Source organism: Ralstonia sp. RRA (assembly GCF_037023145.1).
Classification (GTDB): domain Bacteria; phylum Pseudomonadota; class Gammaproteobacteria; order Burkholderiales; family Burkholderiaceae; genus Ralstonia.
In genome coordinates, this window is the sequence record NZ_CP146091.1 from 2,824,100 (window position 1) to 2,843,046 (window position 18,947).

Sequence of the window (18,947 nt, forward strand, 5' to 3'; positions counted from 1 at the left end):
GCCAGGCCCTCCATCGGGCCTGTGGCAATCAACTCGTCATGAGCGACGCAATCTGGGCCGTGCTGAGCGCACCGCGATAGATACGGAAATCGTCGATGAGGCCGTTGAAGGTTCCGTCGGGGCCATACTGCGATCTGCCGAGCCAGTTCTGCGCGGTACTGCCAAGGCGGAACGGCGCCTGGAACATGGCCGTGTTGGTGCTAACGGGCGTGCCGTCCACATAGATCGTGCCGGTCGAGCCGGACAGCGTGACGGCCACATGCACCCATCGCTTGCTCGGCAGCTCGGTGGGGGCGTCGATGATCTGTTCGGGCGGGCCGTCGCCGGGGCCATTGGCCGTGATGGCGAAGCGCATGCCGGCCCAGCCGCTGCGCAACTGCGCGCGCGGCGTGAACATCATGTAGCGGTGAAAGCCCGTTCCGAAGTCGAACAGGCGTGCCCATGTTTGCGATCCGTTCCAGAACACCCAGGCGGCGATGGTGAAGTCCGACACATCGACCAGCAGATCGTTGGGCAGGGCCACGTACGCGCCCGAGCCGTTGAGCGAGACTGCGTTGCTGCTGCGTCCGGTACCCCATGCCGCACCATTGAGCGTGCCGTTGCGCCCGTTGCCGGAGCTATCGGCCGCAGTGGTGCCGGTGCCCTCGTCGAAGGTGAGATGCGCGAGCATCTGCACTGCGGTGACGACCTTCACTTCGTTGGAGACCACTGATTCACCAGCAATCGTTTGCGCTGTCACGACATAAAAATACGTGCCTGCAGCCGGTGGCGTATCGGTATGGGTCAGCAGATCGGTGATACCGCTGTGGATGGTGGTGTAGGGGCCGCCGGCTATCGTGGCGCGCTTGACGTTGTAGCTAGCGGCGTTGTTGGTGCCCCACCACGACAACACGACCTTACCGGCGCTGGCATAGCCTGCGAGACCGCTCGGGGCCGGAGCGGGTGTTCCTGGATCCAGCGTGCAGGTGAGCGTGCCGTAGCCAAGCTGATCGAAGCCGCCGCTGTTGGGGCCGTAGTTGCCGCCACCGCCCTCCGGCGCCACTAGGTCGGCTGCGCGCTTCGTGTGAGGCGCCGCGAGGCCCTTGCGGTTGATGTAGTGGTTGGCCACCAAGGCCCAGCAGGGGCGGCCCAGGGCACCGCCTTGCGCGCCGGTCGAGAACTGCGTCTGGATAACACCTGCGCTGTTCTGGTACGTAACAAAGGGCACCGCGTAGAACGTGCCGTCCGCCTGCGTCAGGTTGGCTTTGGCGACGTATTCCGCGCCCGCCAGAAAACGGTTGTTGTCATAGCCGTACAGGTCGATGCCTTGATTCCAGGCCATCTCGCAAATGGCGCCCGTCAATGCAATGCCGAGCACGCTGTGGCCCTGATCGCGACCGGCTTCCTGCCATTGTCCGAGGTTGCCGGGGTGCAGGTAGTACACGGCCTGCCGGATACACCCGTTGCTGCCACCGGTCTTGAAATGCGTGATGGCTTCGTTGACGAGTTCGGCATCGTCACACAGCACGCCGATGGCCAGGACGCACGCGATGTTGGCCAGGCCCCAGTTGGCCCAGTAGTGCGTGTCCATGGCCGTGTCGATACGGGTCAGGAAAGCATGGCTGACTGGGTAGAAGACCTTGCGCATCATCGACTGGAATGCCGCCAGGCCGCTGGCACTCCAACCACTGTAGCTGCGCATGATCTCGGCCGCGTTGGCGAACTCGTAGCCGTAGATGCCGGCGGCCAGCGCTACGTCACTGCCGCCAAGGGTGGTCAGCGTAGACGCCCATTGATCCAGATACTCGACCGCCTTATCGGCGTATTGCTTGTCGCCCGACACCTTCCAGCGCAACGCATCGCCATAGGCGGCCGCAATGTCGTGGTAAAGGGCACCGTAGTTCTGCCCATGCGTTGGGTCATTGCCCCGGTAGATGGCGGCTTGTGGATTCGGCTTGTTCGTCAGGCGAGTGTGGCCGTTTGCGACGAGCACATTCCAGCTATCGATCCAGGGGGACGCGTGGGCCTCCACCTTGGTGCGCATGCGTGCGAAATCCTCTTCGGTATGCAGCAGACCTGGATGCGTGAAACGCTGAATCTGCACGGAGCCGTCAGGCGGCGCGACTGGCGTCTTGCCAATCGGCGTGCCGGGCACTTGACTGCCCCCTGCCGACGTTGCCGGCGTAACACCCGCAGCGGCAGCATCATCGCCCTCACCTCCACATCCGCCCAGCAGCAAGGCCCCCAGCCCCGTGACGAAGTGGCGGCGTGAGACATTTTCAACGCCATCTGTTTGACACACGCTTTCCGATAGCGCGGCCTCCGATACCTGCTTGTTGCTCATACACCCTCCCGTTTCTTGTTGTCGTCAAACCGTCGGCGTAGCTGCACGAACCATGCCACGCACCCTACCAACGGGGGGTGACTAATCTTGTTGAGATAAGTGACATCACGTGTCAACAGCCATCACCGTATTGGCAGATTTGATGCGCTTCGTTAACAAAGCGCAGCGCTTCTCCGTGCTGAATCTCCGAACACCGGCCCCTTAGAAAATGAAGCATTGGCATAGCACCGGAATCGCCTCGCACCAAACCCGGTCGGCTTCAGCAGAGAGCACCAAACTGGGGCGACGCATGTCTTCGCGCCTCTCGATGCGAGTCACCAGCATGTGTCATCGATGTGATAAATCGAGCAGAATGTCCTGCATCCAAGAAGAGGAGCTGGCAGGTGGGTATCAACTTTGATTTGACGGACTTGCAGGCGTTTCGCGCGGTAGTGGAGCTGGGAAACTTCCGAAAGGCCGCCGAGGCGATCAGCATTTCCCAACCTGCATTGAGTCGCCGAATTGACAAACTCGAGGGTGCACTAGGCGTGCCTCTGTTCGAGCGCACCACGCGCAGCGTCACGCTCACCACCGTCGGCCGCGTGTTTGCACGCAGCGCTGAACAACTGCTCGACGATCTCGACGTCGCGCTGCTCGGCATCCGCGATATTTCATCAAGCCGGCTGGGCCACGTGACCATCGCGTGCGTGCCGTCGGTGGCCTACTACTTTCTGCCGAACCTCATTGCGAACTATCACCGCCGCTTTCCGCGCATCCGGGTCAAGCTGCTGGATGCAAGCGCGAACGAGGTGCTTGGTGCCGTCATCAGCGGCGAGGCCGACTTCGGCGTGAGCTTTATGGGCAGCCAGGAGCCTGAGATCGAGTTCAAGCTGCTGCTGCAGGAGCGGTTTGTTGCTGCCTGCCGGCGCGATCACCCCCTCGCCCGAAAGAAGCGCGTGACTTGGAGCGAGCTTTACGAGCACGACTACGTGTCGGTGGATAAGACGTCGGGCAACCGCCTGCTGCTCGACCAGGCATTGTCGGCCGTGGCACCGCGCGCGCCAAGCGTCTGCGAAACGCGGCACGTCACGACCATGCTGGGGTTGGTTGAAGCGGGGCTTGGTGTCGCCGCGGTGCCATCGATGGCCATGCCGGGGCACGATCACCCCATTCTCACGAGCGTACCACTTGTCGAACCCCTCGTGAAACGACGCGTGGGAATCGTCAAGCGGCGCGGGCGACCGCTAACACCCGCTGCCGAAGAGTTTCACCGGATGATCATTGAAGCGAAGCGTACCGGCGCCACAAAAAGCGATGCATGACGTGAGCCTGCCGGTAGCGCAGATGCCACGTCAATGTGCTGGCACAGAATCAAGCCCGGTCGATTTCACGTCGGCTTGCACCTCGGGCGAAGCAAGGTAATCGAGTAGCGCCTTGGCTTCCTTCGGATGCTGCGCGCCGACGGGAATGCCCGCAGCGAAGCGCGTCACAGACTGCAGCGACTCGGGAATCTTGCCGACAAAGGTGGCTCCCGGTACCGGCAGCAGCTCGCTCACTTGCTGGAAGCCGATTTCGTAGTCGCCGGTGGCCACCACCGACGCCACCGGAATGCGCGGAATCATCTTAGCCTTCGACTTGACCTGCTCTTCGATGCCGAGCTTCTTGAACAACTCGCGCTCGATATAGACGCCGCTTGCGCTGTCCGAGTAGGCGATCGACTTCGCGTGCAGCAGCACTTGCTTGAGGCCCTCTACCGAGCTGATGTCAGGTTTCGCTGCGCCTTCACGCACGACCATGCCGATCCGCGAGTCGGCAAGTTCAACGCGCGAATCCGGGATGACCTTGCCTTGCTTGATCAGATCGTCCAGTGCGTAGCCGACCATGATGACGGCGTCGGCCGGCTCGCCGCGCGCAAGCCGGTTCGGAATGGCTTCGGGCGACTTGCCCATCGAGGGTCCGAGCGCCGTGTCGAGCGAGTTGCCGCTCTGCGAGGCGAACTTCGGCCCGAGAAGCTTGTAGGCGGCGGTAAAGCCACCGGAGCTCATGACGTGCAGTTCGGCAGCCTGGACGTTGGCGGCCATTGCCGAGGTGACGACGAGCGCGGCTGCGCAGAGTTTCAGAAGCAGAGTCTTCATGGTGAGGGTCGTGCGGGGTCGCACGTGTTTGTGAACATGCGGGATGCGCAGAACTTCAATGCGCCGGGGCCAGCGTCACGGGTCGGCGACGATAGAGCGCAAACGTAGCCAAGAGCGCGCACACGGCGGCGAAGCTCATCCAGTAGCCTGGCGCCGCCTTGTCGCCGGTCATATGGATGGCCGCCGTCGAGATGGCGGGGGTAAAGCCGCCAAACACCGCCGTCGCAAGGCTATAGGCCAGCGAGAAACCGGCAACGCGCACCTGCACGGGCATGACTTCCGTGAGCGCAACGACCATGGCGCCGTTGTAGATGCCGTACATGAACGAAAGCCACAGCAGCACGAGCAGCATGTTCTGGAAGCTCGGCGCGTGAGCGAGCAGCGAAAGCGCCGGATATGCGGTGGCGATGGTGAGCACCGTCATGCTGACCAGCAGCGGCCGGCGGCCGATCCTGTCGGAGAGCGCACCGCCGATCGGCAGCCACACGAAGTTCGACACCCCTACACACAGCGTGACGAGCAGGCTGTCGGCCGTGCTCAGGTGCAGGACCGTCTTGCCGAAGGTCGGCGCATAGACGGTGATGAGGTAGAAGCTCGTGGTCGTCATCGCCACCAGCATCATGCCGGCGATGACAACGCCCCAGTTTTGCACCAGCGTGCTGAATACGTCCTTCATGCTCGGGCGATGCTTGCGCGCCTTGAACTCCTGCGTTTCCTCAAGATTGCGGCGCAGCACGAAAATGAACGGCACGATCATGCAACCGACGAAGAACGGCACGCGCCATCCCCATGCGGCAATGGCCGGTGCGCTCAGCCATTGGTTGAGCGCGAACCCCAGGCCCGCCGCCACGACGATTGCGACCTGCTGGCTGGCGGACTGCCAGCTCGTGAACAAGCCCTTTCGGCCCGGCGTAGCCATCTCGGCCAGATAGACCGACACACCGCCCAGCTCGGCACCTGCCGAGAAGCCCTGCAGGAGACGCCCGAGCAACACGAGCGCCGGCGCCAGAAGACCGATCGTGGCGTAGCCGGGAACAAACGCGATCAGCACGGTCCCGCTTGCCATGATGGACAGCGTGACGATGAGGCCTTTGCGACGGCCGACGTCGTCAATGTACGCACCCAGCACAACCGCGCCCAGCGGCCGCATGAGGAAGCCGGCGCCAAAAACAGCGAACGTCATCATCAGCGAGGCGAACTCGCTCTCGGTGGGAAAGAAGACGTTGGCGATCTGCGTGGCGTAGAAGCCGAACAGGAAGAAGTCGAACTGCTCCAGGAAATTCCCGGCGGTGACGCGGAAGACCGCAGCGGCCTTGGATTGCCCGGTCGAAAGGCTGGACGGGGGGTGCATCGAGGTGTCTCCTGGAAGCCAAAAAAAGAATACGCCGTCGAGCGGCGTTTGTCGTTTTGGCAATGTTCGCTTGGGAGACGCGCAAACCGGAAGTGCAATTTTCGGAACGATTGATGTGCGTTGGTTATCAATCCAATCGCCCCCCACCACCTGCCCTCCTGGCGCGCAGGTGCGGATGCGCCTGCACCTGCGCAAAGTCAGCCTAGGCAGATACCCGCCATAGCTGAACTCGCAATGTGTAGAACCTGCGAGAATTCCGGTCTTCTCTAGATCACTGATCCCCATGGAACTCAGACAGCTTCGATACTTCCTGGCCGTCGTCGAGCACGGAAGCATGGGCAAAGCGGCTCTGGAACTGGGCGTAGTGACGTCAGCGCTCAGCCAGCAGATCAGCCGCCTCGAAAGCGAGCTGGCAACGCGCCTGCTGCAACGCACGTCCAGTGGGGTGATACCGACGGACGCCGGGCTCGCTTTCTGGCGACAGGCGCAACTTGCATTGCGTCACGTCGACGACGCCGCACAGGCAGCGCGCGCCGCCCGACTTTCGGGCCACGTGAGCATCGGCATGGCGCCCAGCACCGCGAGCGTACTGGGCGTTGCGTTCATGCAGTCGATGCGCGAGCGCTATCCCGATGTTCGGTTGCGTATCGTCGAAAGCCTGTCCGGCTATCTGGAGTCGATGCTGAGCGCCCGGCAGATCGACCTCGCCGTGCTCTTCCGCGAACAGCCATCGCAGCGATGGAGCGTGCTGCCGCTGCTCGATGAGCGACTCTTCGTCATCGGCACAAACGATCTGCGCGGCATGCCCGCCGGAAAGACTGTCCGGCTCGGGGAGCTTGGCAAGCTGGACCTGATCCTGCCCAGCGGCCCGCACGGCTTGCGATCGCTGCTCGCTGAGGCGTTCAAGCGTGCGAAGTACGAACCGCGCATCGTCGCTGAAGTCGATGGACTGGCGCTGCTGATGGATTTCGTGCGCAGCGGCATGGGCGCAACGATCCAGCCTGGCGCAGCACTGGCCCGCGCTGAAAACGCGACCTTGGCCAGCGTGCCCCTGGCCGAAACCTATGCAGCGCGGCCGAACCTGATCACGAGCGTGTCCGACGAGGAGCTATCGCCCGCAGGGCTTGCGGCGCGCGTGGTGCTGGCGGATGTGGCGCGGCAGCTTGTTCGCGAAGGACGCTGGCCCGGTGCACGCCTGCGTGGCGAAGCCTCTGCCTCTTCACGAAACCTGAAGACCCGTTGACGCCTCGCTGATGGCGGCGTGCGACGGCGCGCCATACAGTGCCTCCCCAAGGAGGCATGTATGGTTGACGTACTGGTCATAGGAGGCGGAAACGCGGCGCTGTGCGCGGCGCTGATGGCGCGGGAGGCCGGCGCATCGGTACTGATGCTCGAATCCGCGCCGCAGGCATGGCGTGGCGGCAATTCACAGCACACGCGCAATCTGCGTTGCATGCACGACGCGCCGCAAGACGTGCTCGTCGAGGCATATCCCGAAGAGGAATACTGGCAGGACCTGCTGAAAGTCACGGGAGGGCAGACCAATGAGCACCTTGCCCGCCTGACGATTCGCGCGTCGTCGAGCTGCCGCCCGTGGATGCAGAAGCACGGCGTGCGCTTCCAGCCGCCACTGTCGGGCGCGTTGCATGTTGCCCGCACCAACGCGTTCTTCATGGGCGGTGGCAAGGCGCTGGTCAACGCCTACTACCGCAGCGCAGAAGCCCTTGGGGTGCGCATTCGCTATGAAACCCCCGTGGACTCCATCGAACTGGATGGCGATCGGTTCGTTGCAGCGCGCAGCGGCACGCAGCGATTCGAGGCGCGTGCATGCGTACTGGCCGCTGGTGGTTTCGAATCGAATCGCGAATGGCTGCGCGAGGCATGGGGTCAGAACGAGCGTGGCGAATGGCCTGCCGACAATTTCCTGATCCGGGGCACGCGCTTCAATCGCGGCGTGCTGCTCAAATTCATGATCGATGCGGGCGCAGACGCCATCGGCGATCCATCGCAATCCCATTGCGTCGCCATCGATGCCAGGGCCCCGCTGTATGACGGCGGCATCTGCACACGCATCGATTGCGTCTCGCTAGGCGTCGTCGTCAACCGGAACGCCCAGCGCTTCTACGACGAAGGCGAGGATTTCTGGCCGAAGCGCTACGCCATCTGGGGCCGGCTCGTGGCGCAACAGCCGGGGCAGATCGGCTACTCGATCATCGATTCGAAAGCGATCGGCCGCTTCATGCCGCCGGTCTTTCCCGGAGAAAAGGCGGCGACGCTGGCCGAACTGGCGCGCAAGCTCGATCTTCCCGAGGCGCAGTTCATGGAGACGCTGCGCCGCTACAACGAAGCGTGCCGCGTTGGCAGCTTCGATCACACAGCGCTCGATGATTGCCATACCGAGGGCGTTGCGCCACCCAAGACGCACTGGGCGCAGCCGATTGATGTGCCACCGTTCTACGGCTATGCCCTGCGGCCGGGCATCACGTTCACCTATCTGGGCCTGAAGACCGATGATCAGGCGCGGGTCCACTTCGGGGGCGCGCCGAGCGACAACCTCTTCGTCGCTGGCGAAATGATGGCGGGCAACGTGCTTGGAAAAGGCTATACGGCAGGGGTCGGCATGTCGATCGGCACTGCCTTCGGACGCATCGCCGGCACCCAGGCCGCGCGCTACGCGTTGCAAACTTCCGGAGTTGAACGTGCACAAGCCTGACATGCCCGCCACCGCACGGACGGGCGTCCCTTCCCACGATGCGGTGCCTTCCACACGCACATCGCATCGTTCTGCATCACGCGTGATTCCCATCGTGGCGATGACCCCAAGCGAAAGCGAAGTGGCACGGCAGATGCAGATCTGCAACGCCTGTCGCTACTGCGAAGGGTTCTGCGCCGTTTTCCCAGCGATGACGCGGCGCCTTGCATTCGACAAGGCTGACGTCAACTACCTGGCCAATCTGTGCCACAACTGTGGCGCGTGTTATCACGCCTGCCAGTACGCCCCTCCGCACGAGTTTGGTGTCAACGTCCCCAAGGCGATGGCCAAGGTGCGTCTGGAAACCTACACCGAGTACGCGTGGCCGGCGTCCCTGGGCAGCCTCTATCGGCGCAATGGGGTGACGGTATCTGTGGCGCTCGCCTTCGGTTTGGCGATGTTCCTGTTGCTCGGTGCAGCAATCTCCGGCGACCTGTTGCATAACGTGGGCAGCAACTTCTACGCGGTCTTCCCACATAACCTGCTCGCCGCGATCTTTGGGGTGGTCTCCCTCTTCGCCGCCACGGCCCTGGGCATGGGTGTGACGCGGTTCTGGCGCGACGTGTCGGAGGGCACCGCAAAAGCGAGCGCACCCGCTGTGGCCGAAGCCGCGAAAAATGCCCTCACGTTGAAGTATCTGGACGGCGGGCACGGCGACGGCTGCAACGAGTCTGACGATGCATTCACCCTGGCACGGCGGCGCTTCCATCACCTGACCTTCTACGGCTTCCTGCTGTGCTTTGCTGCGACCGCGGTTGCCACGCTGTATCACTACCTGCTCGGGTTGCACGCGCCCTATCCGTTATTCAGCCTGCCGGTACTGCTCGGCACGGCCGGTGGTATCGGCCTGATCGTCGGGCCCGCGGGCCTGCTTTGGCTCAACCTGCGCCGCCACCCCGAACAAGGCGACGCCGCGCAACGCCCGATGGACAGAGCGTTCATTGCCCTGCTGCTCATGACCAGCGCGTCAGGCCTGGCACTGCTGGCGTACCGCAGTACAGCGGCGATGCCGACACTGCTGGCCGTCCATCTGGGCATTGTCATCGCACTGTTCGCAACGCTGCCATACGGAAAGTTCGCGCACGGCATCTACCGATCAGCGGCGCTACTGAAATCCTCGATTGAAAAGCGACAACGAAACAACGTCGCGCTCGGCGCGGATTAACGCAAAAACAGCGAGGGGCGTACCGCGCCACCTCACTACACAACAGGAGACACTGCAGTGAACCCCACCAGCCAGATCGCCGCCGAGCACCCCAGCTCGCGCGGCTCAAAAGCCGCCGCCGTGCTGCGCGTAACCAGCGGCAATTTTCTTGAGCAGTTTGACTTCTTTCTGTTCGGCTTCTACGCCACGGCTATCTCCAAGATCTTCTTTCCCTTGGCGGATGAGTTTGCCTCGCTGATGCTCACCTTCGCCGTGTTCGGCGCCGGATTCTTGATGCGTCCGCTTGGCGCGATCTTCCTAGGTGCGTACATCGACAAGGTTGGGCGGCGTACCGGCCTGATCGTTACGCTGGCGATCATGGCAAGCGGGACGATCCTGATCGCCTGCGTGCCCAGTTATGCCTCCATCGGCATTGCAGCATCGGTGCTGGTGCTGATCGGCCGGTTGCTGCAGGGCTTTTCTGCAGGCGCCGAACTCGGCGGTGTTTCCGTGTATCTGGCGGAGATCGCGACGCCCGGGAACAAGGGCTTCTACACGAGTTGGCAATCAGGCAGCCAGCAGGTTGCCATCATCGTGGCAGCGGCGCTGGGCTATGCGCTCCATCAGTGGATGCCGGCCGAACAGTTGGCCGCGTGGGGATGGCGCATCCCGTTCTTCCTGGGCTGCGTCATTGTTCCGTTCCTGTTCGTGCTGCGCCGGTCGTTGAAGGAAACGGCCGCGTTTGAGGCAAGGCGCCACCACCCGCGTTCGACCGAAGTGTTCGCGATGCTGGTGCGGAACTGGCGGGTCGTCATCGGCGGCATGCTGCTTACGGCCATGACGACCACCACGTTTTATCTCATCACCGTCTACACGCCGACCTTTGGCAAGACCGTGCTGAAGTTGTCGACAAGCGATAGCCTGATGGTGACGCTGCTCGTCGCGCTGTCGAACTTCATCTGGCTGCCGATCGGGGGCGCCATTTCAGACCGCACCGGGCGCAAGCCGATCCTGATGGCGATTACCGTTCTGGCCATCTGCACGTCGTATCCGGCCCTGTCCTGGCTTGCGGATGCGCCGAGCTTTGGCCGCATGCTGACCGTGCTCCTGTGGTTCTCGTTCTTCTTTGGCATGTATAACGGCGCCATGGTCGCAGCGCTGACGGAGGTCATGCCGGTCGAGGTACGGGTCGCCGGCTTTTCACTGGCATTCAGCCTGGCGACAGCCGTCTTCGGCGGGTTCACGCCGGCGCTGTCGACTTACCTGATCGAAGTGACACACGACAAGGCAGCGCCCGGCTACTGGCTCAGTTTCGCCGCGCTCTGCGGGCTATGCGCGACCCTCGGGTTGTATCGCCAAAAACTGGGGAATGCGGGCCCCGTCGCTTCGCCCGCTCCTTAGCGCACGCACCCGCCGATGCTCCAGGCGGGGGGCGTGCCTCGACATCACAAGGCGATACGCTTTCTGCTTGGCCGGTTCTGCATACACACACTTGGCAAATGTCGCGATCGCATCGGCCATCGCCTTGGGCTGCTCCGGTGCAAAGGCATGACCCGCGTTCGGCACCACAACGACGGTCACCCGATCCCCCAACATCGATTTCAGAACCTGCGAGAACCGGCGCGGTACCACGGCATCGTGCTCGGCTTGCAGATCCAGATCGGGGCTATAGCGTCACGCGCGAAGTCGACAGCGTGGCGCTGACCAAGCAATTGGTGAAATTCGGTGCGGGTTACTCCATCCTGACCTACATCGCGATCAAGGAGGAGATCGCGCGCGGCGAGCTCGTAGCCCACCGCATCAGCCGCCCGGGCATTCGTTCGAGCGTAGCAATCACGACCTTGCGCGAAAATCCGCCCTCCCGCTTTGCCATCGCTTGGATAGCCCTGTTGCAGGACAAGCTCAAGCAGTTCATTGCAACGGAATCGTGGAAAGCGGACGTGGTCTGGCCAAGTGAGGGTGCTCGGTAACCGAGCCATGGCGGATACTTTGTGAATCCGGCCGACCCCAACCCTCTCGCCGCCGCAATCGGTATCCAACCGCCATTTCCACTACAACCTGCTTCGCTATCTTTTCTACGCCACTTCGCTATTTCACAATCCTACGGGGCGTCTTTTTCTAATGTTCTTCGCGATGCCGACAACGACGGCGGCGGGTGACAATCAGTGGATCAGCGGGGTAACGGGCAGTGGCTTGATGCCCGGCAGATTGCATTGCGCGACCGCCTTGGCCACTGCCTCGATGGCGGCGATGCGGGTAAAGCTCTTGCGCCAGGCCAGCACGACGCGGCGGTCCGGCACCGGTTCCTGGAACGGCACATAAGCCAGCAGATCTGTAGCGGCCGGCTGCATGCTCGGCACCGAGGTGCGCGGCAGCACGGTAATACCGACGCCGCTGGCCACCATATGACGGATCGTCTCCAGCGACGAGCCCTCGAAGGTTTTCTGGATGCCGTCGGCGTTTTGCGAGAAGCGCGACAGCTCCGGGCAGACGCCCAGCACGTGATCGCGGAAGCAATGGCCGTTGCCCAGCAGTAGCATGGTCTGCCGCTTGAGTGCCTCCGGATCCACCGCCTGCACCTTGGCCAGATCATGACCGCGCGGCACCGCCACCACGAAGGGCTCGTCGTACAGCGGCACCGTCATCAGCCCGGCCTCGGGAAACGGCTCGGCCATGATGGCGCAGTCGATCTCGCCCTGCTTGAGCAGCTCCACCAGCCGCACGGTGAAGTTCTCCTGCAGCATCAGCGGCATCTGCGGGACGGTGTCGATCATCTGCTTGACCAACGCCGGCAGCAGGTACGGCCCGATCGTGTAGATCACCCCCAGGCGCAGCGGCCCGGCCAGCGGGTCCATGCCCTGCTTGGCGATCTCGCGGATCGCCATGGTCTGCTCCAGCACGCGCTGGGCCTGCGTGACGATCTGCTCGCCCACCGGCGTGACGCTCACCTCCGACGCACCGCGCTCGAAGATCTGCACGGCCAGTTCGTCTTCCAGCTTCTTGATGGCGACCGACAACGTCGGCTGCGAGACAAAGCAGGCCTCGGCGGCACGGCCAAAGTGGCGTTCCCGTGCAACAGCGACGATGTATTTGAGTTCGGTGAGCGTCATGGCAATCAATCGGCTTTTGGGGTCCGATAGATTTTAACTTGTGACGCGGGAGATTGCTTGGACTTCATGAAGTCTTGTGGGCGCCCGTCTAGCGCGACCCCACCGGAAGCCAGCCGGTTGCCGCCGTCTACTACACTTGTGCGCAATCCACCGCTTCACCAACCCCTATGCCGCCCCCACCCACACCTGACGACAGCGCACACCGACCGCGCCAACGGCACGGCCCGGCGGAGCACACCAAGAGCCTGAACCCGCGCGACTACCAGAACACGCCGGGCCTGGCAGCTGTGATGCCCAAGCGGTTCCCCAACGGTTTCGTGGTGGCGGCACACGAGCACGTGCGGGCGCAGTTGATCTTCGCTACTAGCGGTGTTGTGGAGGTCACGGCCAACCATGCGCTCTGGCGTATTCCTCCGCAGAAAGCGCTGTGGATTCCGCAGGGCATGCCGCACGCCATGCGCGCCTGTGGCGACGTCGAGATGCGCACGGCGTATGTCAGCCCCGAGGCTTACGGGCAGAGCGCGCCGCCGGTGCCACGCATGGTCAATGTGTCGCCACTGCTGCGCGAGTTGATCGTGCGCGTGGCGGCGTTGCCTATCGAGCATCTGCCGGCCGGCCGCGAGGCCTTGATGACTGAACTGATGCTGGCGGAAATCGAGTGGTCGCCAGACCAGCCCCTCCCCCTGCCATCGGGCTCGGACCGTCGCCTGACCCGCATCTGTGACGCCATCCTGGCCACCCCATCCGACCCGCGCACGCTGGAAGACTGGGCCGCCGAGGCGGGCGCGTCGAGCCGCACGCTGTCGCGCCTGTTCGTTGCGCAGACCGGGTTGTCGTTCGTGCATTGGCGGCAGCAGGCCCGCATCTGCGCGGCACTGCCGTTGCTGGCTGCGGGCGTGCCCGTCACAGCGGTTTCGGCCGAGCTGGGCTATGAGACCGTGGGAGCGTTCTCGACCCTGTTCAGGCGCTTTATCGGTGTGCCACCCAGCGCGTACGCCATGTTGTCCGATTCGGCGTAGCAAACGTCCGCCACGCAGATGCGCCGCTGAGGCGCGCCGCCTATCGTGTTGCCCAGCACACCCCGTGCAGCAAAACGAATAAGGACTCGACATGGTGCGTGAAGACGTTGAATTTCTTTCCGAAGGCGTGATCCTGCGCGGCTGGTTCTATCCGGCCGCTGATGCGCGCCCTGACCAGGCCAGCGCGGCCATCGTGATGGCGCATGGCTTTTCCGCAGTCAAAGAGCAGTACCTGGATCGCTATGCCGATGTCTTTGCACGCAGCGGCTTTGCGGTGCTGGTGTATGACCATTGCAACTTTGGCGCAAGCGAGGGCCTGCCGCGCCAGGAAGCCGACCCCGTACTGCAGAAGCGCGGCTATCGCGATGCCATTAGCTACCTGATCTCGCGGCCAGAGGTGGATGACCAGCGCATCGGCATCTGGGGGACGAGCTTCAGCGGAGGGCACGTGCTGGAGGTGGCCGCCGTCGACAAACGGGTCAAGTGCGTGGTGTCGCAGGTGCCCACCATCAGCGGCTATCAATCCGCCTTGCGGCGCACGCGTGCCGATCTCGTGCCGGCAGCGCTCGCACGCTTCGCACAGGACCGGCAGCAGCGCTTCGAAGGTGCCGCACCGATGATGGTGCCCGCCGTATCCGCCGACCCCACAGCACCCTGCGCGATGGCCGGTGCCGACGGCTTCCGCTTTTTTACCGACACCGCGCCGTTCGCCCCCAACTGGCGCAATGAAGTCACGCTGCGCAGCGCAGAGCTGTCGCGCGAGAACGAGCCCGGCACCTTTGTCGACCGCATCGCGCCCACCCCACTGCTGATGATCGTGGCGGACCAAGACGTGCTGACGCCGGTCGATCTCTGCCTGCAGGCCTACGAGCGCGCGCTGCAGCCCAAGGCACTCTCGCTGGTCAGGGGTGGACACTTCACGCCCTACATCGAACACTTCGAGCAGACCAGTCGCGTCGCGGCCGAATGGTTTGGCCAGCATCTTTGATCTGACCGGCCCAGGGGCGGTCGGCGCAAATACAACGCCGACGCCCTTCAAACCCCCTTGGGCCCGACGCGTCTTGATGATCTGATACCGTTTCGGTCTGACAGCCTTGGCCATGCCACGCGCACGTCACCACACAACGTTCAGTCCATCGCCCCCACCCAAGCATGACCACGCTTCACATCATCATCCTGGCCTGCGTCCAAGGCCTTGCCGAGCTGCTGCCGGTTTCCAGTTCGGCCCACGTCATCCTGGCCGAGAAGTGGCTGGGGCTGGACCCGACTTCCCCCGACATGACGCTGATGCTGGTCATGCTGCATACGGGCACCATGTTTGCCGTCATCGTGTATTTCTGGCGCTCGTGGCGGCAGACGTATTTCTCGTCGACCAAGGCGCTGTGGAACAACGGCGTCCAGCTGGCCGTGGCCACGGCGGCCACAGGCATCGTCGGGCTGACCCTGCTGTATGTGATCAAGCACGTCTTCATGGGCGGCGCCGACAGCTTTGAGGTGGAGCACCTCTTCGGCAATACCAAGTTGATGGCGGTCAGCCTGGCCGTGGCCGGCGTGCTGATCATCGTGTCGTCCAGGTACGCCAACACCACGGCCACCGGAGACCTGACCGGCTGGCGTGCCCTTTGGATCGGGGCCGTGCAGGGGCTGTGCTTGCCGTTTCGTGGGCTGTCGCGCTCGGGCGCGACCATTTCCAGTGGCATGCTGGTGGGTGTGCAGCGCCGCCGTGCCGAGGAGTTCAGCTTCGCGCTCGCCGTGGTGCTGACGCCGGCCGTTATCGTCAAGGAAGGCTATCGCTTCTACAAGGCCTATGCGGGCACCGCCGACAGCATGCTGCACATGCTGGCACCGAGCCTGCTGGGCATGGTGTTCAGCTTTATTGCCGGTTTGGTGGCACTGCGCTGGCTGTCGCGTTGGCTGGAGCAAGGGCGGTGGTATCTGTTCGGCTGCTACTGCCTGGTCGCGTCGGTTGTCGTGTGGATGTTTGGGGGCTGAGGCTGCGTCCACTCCTTTGAAGACGTCGGCTGCAGAGGCTCACAAGGCGTTCGCCCGCCTGCGGCAACGCCATCGCATGACGACGCGCCAGCACCAGCAACACGGGGCATCGACGAACGCTTTCGCATCCGTCGATGCCCCGTGCCTCGTTACAGCGTTGCCGATCAGGGCAGCGGCGTCAGCCTCGGGTAGACATGGCTGACCGGCACCTTGTTGGTCGTATGGCACGAGAAGCAGTTGGCGCTCGGGGCGGAGGGCGTCGTGCCCTGCGCGAAGGTTTCCATCGTCGCGTTGGCAAGATGGTTCGTGCCGACCTCGTTACCCCCGTTGGGCGGTGCGCCGAAAATCGTCCACTTCGTCCCCAGCTGGAAGTACTGCCGGCGCACGTCTGCCGCGTTCAACTGCGAGATCACGCTGGCGTTGGCCGAGATCACCTGCGTGTTCAGGCCGGCCGCATTGGCTGGGTTGCCGCCATCATTCGAGCCCCACGGCTTGGCGCGCAGCACAGGCGACGGACCAACTGGCGTGCCGGTGATGGCGGTGCCCGTCCAGCTGTTGTTGGTGGCGTTGAACGGACCGCTCGACCCGCTGGGCGTGAACAGCCAGTTGCCCGAGGTGTTCTGCGCCAAGGTCTTCAGGCCGCTGGTCGAGTTGTAGGCGTAGGTCGCATTCGGTGCATTGCCCTGGTGCTCGAACGTGCCCCACACCATCTCGCCGTGCCCGCTAGTTGAACCCACCACGTGCAGGCCCAGCATGACCAGCTTCAACGTCGTCTGCCCGTTGGGCACCCAGTTGTTCGGGTTGCTCTTGTCGAACGTCGGGACCACGGCTTCGACCTGGATGTAGTCGTTCGGGTTGGGCACCTTGCTGGCATCCATCCAGCTCGACTTGGTCTCGATGGCCAGCGCCTTCGGATCCTGGATCGTGTGGCCCTTGCTGGCTGCAAAGCTGACCACGGCATTCACATCGGCCATCGAGGTTGGGAATGCGATGTTGGTATTGGGGGGGATCACCGCCGCACCCTGCATGGTGCGGTGGAAGGCAAACACATCGTTCACGGCGATGATGTAGTAGATCAACGACCCGTTCTGCGAGATCAGCACGCCGCTATCTGCCTGGCCAGGCTCGACGTCGATCACATTGCCCGCCGGATCAAGGAAGATCGGAATGCCCTTGATGACCAGCTTGCGCGCCTGGATGGCAGAGGTGAACGCCCTCATCGGCACAACCGGCACCGGCCGATCAGCCGACAGCAGCGCGCGCTGGCGCACGATCGGTGCGAGTTTGAGCACCTTCGGCGCCAGCAGCTTGCCGCGCGCATCGAGCAGTTCAAGCGTGCCCTGCTCAGTTTTGCGCACGCTCTGGACTTGCGTGCCCGGGATCAGTCTGCCGTTGGCCAGGCGGATCGACGGCGGCTTCTGCCCCGGTATTTCGTGCGGCACTTCCACGATCTGCCCGGTGCGCGCCATCACGATCGGCAGGCCATGCGGGCCCAGCTCCATTGCACGCAAGAACATGTTGATCGGCCGCCCCGGCGAATTGGGGATGAAGTTGCGGCGTCCGCTGCTGTCTTCCGGGCTGACCGTGTAGAACTGCGGCGAGAACATGACGTGGCTGCCACCGCCGTACGTGGCGGGCGCGGGCGACGTCAGCCACAGGAACATCTGCTCGGTCCACTGGACTGCTCGGTCCACTGGAAGAACCCGCAGTTGGGCGCGAGCGCCACGGTGCTGTCGGCGGGCTTGACCACACCGTTGAGCGTGACCGTACCGCTCTCAAAAAAGCTCGCGACGGTCGCCGGCGAGATCGGACATCCTCCGGCGGCATCGGTCGGCACGGCTTGCGCCGCAGCCGTCTGTGCAACGCCCAACGCGGCCAGCAACGCCGCACCACGCAAAGCTTGCTGAACTCCGGAACGCAGTGGCATAGCGCCTCCCCCAAGGTATTGGTCATTGTTCCTTTGGTGCTGAATCGGGAATCAGGTGCGCTCATCTCCTTCATGCATGTGCCGCGAAACCTGCGACGCGCAAGCACAGCGCAGGCAGCGCAATGAACGGCGCAGTCAGGTCGGGGGCGCGATGGTTCGCACGCTGCAGCTCGGCGGGATACACCGATGACTGCACTCGCTTGCGCAGTGCGTTGCCGTGATTGTTGTGTGTGGATCCGGCGTGCACTGCGCGGGGACTGCGCAATGGCAGTGCTAGCCTAGGAGATGGTCGGGGCAGCCAAGCATGAAAGTTTCTTTGCTCTGATTGTGCATGCAACCGCATGAGATACGCCTGCATTTGGATACGCTCGAGGCCAAACGTTTTCGGTGACACCTGTAGTCGTGCACGTACTTCTGACCAGTGCATACACGCAATGCGAGCGCCTGACGGAAGACGACATCGCTACCCAGCTCGACCAAGCCAACCGCGCGATGTACGCCACCAAGCGCCTGCGCAAGCAGGCGCTGCCGACAGTCACCGAGCATTGAAGGCCGGCGCATCGATTGCATCACCTGGCAATAAACCGTTACACCTGCAACGTGCCCGCGCCGGAATAAAGCGCGGGCACATTCGGTTTACGTGGGTGCAGGATGCGTCGTGCGAGCACGCCCGCGCCGTCCCGCAGGCAAACCGATGTGCCAGGCAATACGATCAGACCGGTCACTGAACCACCGCTGCAGCGCGTATTGAGACGTCGGGCATTCCTGGTGTTGGGGGATGAACATGAAGCGTCTGACAACCTTGACGATGGCGCTGATCACGCTGGGCATCTGCGCATGCGCGACGGCGCAAGACGTGCCGGTCGGCACCTGCCAGCCGATGACGGGGCAAACCGAGATCAACGGCGTCATGCAGGAGGTGCAAGGCACGGCGTGCCTGCAACCGGACGGGACGTGGCAAATGGTGGACACCGACGGCAGCCCCGTCACCTACCTTGGCCCGCCGTACTACCTGGACGACACGTGGTACTGGGGCGGCCCGGTGTTCTTCGGCAGCGTGGTCTTTGTGGACCGCTTCCACCATATCCACCACATGCGCGGGGCGTTCTTCCACCGCGATGGCCGTGGCTTTGTGCGCGGCGGTGGAGGCTTCCACGGCGGATTCCACGGCGGACATAACGGTGGTCATGAAGGCAGCTCGCGCCGCTAGAGCCT

Annotated in this window: 17 protein-coding genes; 11 read left to right on the plus strand and 6 right to left on the minus strand. The window is 63.4% G+C overall.

Annotation, left to right across the window (positions count from 1 at the left end; all coding sequences use genetic code 11):
• Nucleotides 1-28: 28 nt before the first annotated feature.
• The gene (locus tag V6657_RS13640) at nt 29-2,323 is read right to left on the minus strand and encodes a LamG-like jellyroll fold domain-containing protein (RefSeq protein WP_048933007.1); all 2,295 of its coding nucleotides are present in this window, start codon (nt 2,321-2,323) and stop codon (nt 29-31) included.
• A 383-nt stretch (nt 2,324-2,706) separates the two neighbouring features.
• Between V6657_RS13640 and V6657_RS13645 the strand changes: the two genes are divergently transcribed.
• Nucleotides 2,707-3,624, plus strand: a complete 918-nt coding sequence (locus tag V6657_RS13645; protein ID WP_048933008.1) for a LysR family transcriptional regulator — start codon at nt 2,707-2,709, stop codon at nt 3,622-3,624.
• Nucleotides 3,625-3,654: 30 nt separating this feature from the next.
• On the opposite strand, the gene V6657_RS13650 is transcribed toward V6657_RS13645, so the two are convergent.
• Nucleotides 3,655-4,437: a substrate-binding domain-containing protein gene (locus tag V6657_RS13650; protein ID WP_048933009.1), complete on the minus strand. Its 783-nt coding sequence runs from the start codon at nt 4,435-4,437 to the stop codon at nt 3,655-3,657.
• Nucleotides 4,438-4,492: 55 nt separating this feature from the next.
• On the minus strand, nt 4,493-5,788 hold the full coding sequence (locus V6657_RS13655) for an MFS transporter (protein WP_048933010.1): 1,296 nt from the start codon (nt 5,786-5,788) through the stop codon (nt 4,493-4,495).
• Between the two features lie 283 nt (nt 5,789-6,071).
• Between V6657_RS13655 and V6657_RS13660 the strand changes: the two genes are divergently transcribed.
• The 5 genes from V6657_RS13660 (at nt 6,072) to V6657_RS13680 (ending at nt 11,654) form a co-directional block, all read left to right on the plus strand.
• Entirely contained in the window at nt 6,072-7,031 is a 960-nt protein-coding gene (locus V6657_RS13660) for a LysR family transcriptional regulator (protein WP_048933011.1), read from the plus strand.
• Between the two features lie 60 nt (nt 7,032-7,091).
• Complete coding sequence (tcuA, locus tag V6657_RS13665) at nt 7,092-8,501, plus strand: FAD-dependent tricarballylate dehydrogenase TcuA (protein ID WP_048933012.1); 1,410 nt, start codon at nt 7,092-7,094, stop codon at nt 8,499-8,501.
• A 1-nt stretch (nt 8,502) separates the two neighbouring features.
• Nucleotides 8,503-9,705, plus strand: coding sequence for a tricarballylate utilization 4Fe-4S protein TcuB (gene tcuB, locus V6657_RS13670; protein ID WP_048933013.1), 1,203 nt, complete (start codon nt 8,503-8,505; stop codon nt 9,703-9,705).
• A 57-nt stretch (nt 9,706-9,762) separates the two neighbouring features.
• Complete coding sequence (locus tag V6657_RS13675; RefSeq protein WP_048933014.1) at nt 9,763-11,085, plus strand: MFS transporter; 1,323 nt, start codon at nt 9,763-9,765, stop codon at nt 11,083-11,085.
• A gap of 293 nt (nt 11,086-11,378) precedes the next feature.
• Nucleotides 11,379-11,654, plus strand: a complete 276-nt coding sequence (locus tag V6657_RS13680) for a LysR substrate-binding domain-containing protein (RefSeq protein ID WP_048933015.1) — start codon at nt 11,379-11,381, stop codon at nt 11,652-11,654.
• A gap of 192 nt (nt 11,655-11,846) precedes the next feature.
• Here the strand turns inward: V6657_RS13680 and V6657_RS13685 are convergent, their stop codons facing one another.
• A complete protein-coding gene (locus tag V6657_RS13685) occupies nt 11,847-12,794 on the minus strand; it encodes a LysR substrate-binding domain-containing protein (protein ID WP_048933016.1) in 948 nt (315 codons plus the stop codon).
• 167 nt (nt 12,795-12,961) lie between these two features.
• Between V6657_RS13685 and V6657_RS13690 the strand changes: the two genes are divergently transcribed.
• The 3 genes from V6657_RS13690 (at nt 12,962) to V6657_RS13700 (ending at nt 15,805) form a co-directional block, all read left to right on the plus strand.
• A complete protein-coding gene (locus V6657_RS13690) occupies nt 12,962-13,813 on the plus strand; it encodes a helix-turn-helix transcriptional regulator (RefSeq protein ID WP_200900878.1) in 852 nt (283 codons plus the stop codon).
• Between the two features lie 91 nt (nt 13,814-13,904).
• On the plus strand, nt 13,905-14,801 hold the full coding sequence (locus V6657_RS13695; RefSeq protein ID WP_048933017.1) for an alpha/beta hydrolase: 897 nt from the start codon (nt 13,905-13,907) through the stop codon (nt 14,799-14,801).
• 164 nt (nt 14,802-14,965) lie between these two features.
• The gene (locus V6657_RS13700; protein ID WP_048933018.1) at nt 14,966-15,805 is read left to right on the plus strand and encodes an undecaprenyl-diphosphate phosphatase; all 840 of its coding nucleotides are present in this window, start codon (nt 14,966-14,968) and stop codon (nt 15,803-15,805) included.
• A 164-nt stretch (nt 15,806-15,969) separates the two neighbouring features.
• Here the strand turns inward: V6657_RS13700 and V6657_RS13705 are convergent, their stop codons facing one another.
• Both V6657_RS13705 and V6657_RS13710 read right to left on the minus strand, forming a co-directional pair.
• The gene (locus V6657_RS13705; RefSeq protein WP_160315280.1) at nt 15,970-17,499 is read right to left on the minus strand and encodes a hypothetical protein; all 1,530 of its coding nucleotides are present in this window, start codon (nt 17,497-17,499) and stop codon (nt 15,970-15,972) included.
• Nucleotides 17,454-17,732 (minus strand): hypothetical protein, encoded by a 279-nt coding sequence (locus tag V6657_RS13710; RefSeq protein WP_137884641.1) that lies wholly within the window; start codon nt 17,730-17,732, stop codon nt 17,454-17,456. Before V6657_RS13710 ends, V6657_RS13705 begins: the two co-directional genes overlap by 46 nt.
• A 402-nt stretch (nt 17,733-18,134) precedes the next feature.
• Here V6657_RS13710 and V6657_RS13715 point away from each other — a divergent pair, with 402 nt between their 5' ends.
• Both V6657_RS13715 and V6657_RS13720 read left to right on the plus strand, forming a co-directional pair.
• Complete coding sequence (locus V6657_RS13715; protein WP_160315281.1) at nt 18,135-18,281, plus strand: hypothetical protein; 147 nt, start codon at nt 18,135-18,137, stop codon at nt 18,279-18,281.
• A gap of 229 nt (nt 18,282-18,510) precedes the next feature.
• Entirely contained in the window at nt 18,511-18,942 is a 432-nt protein-coding gene (locus V6657_RS13720; protein WP_053166352.1) for a hypothetical protein, read from the plus strand.
• The last annotated feature ends 5 nt before the right edge of the window (nt 18,943-18,947 follow it).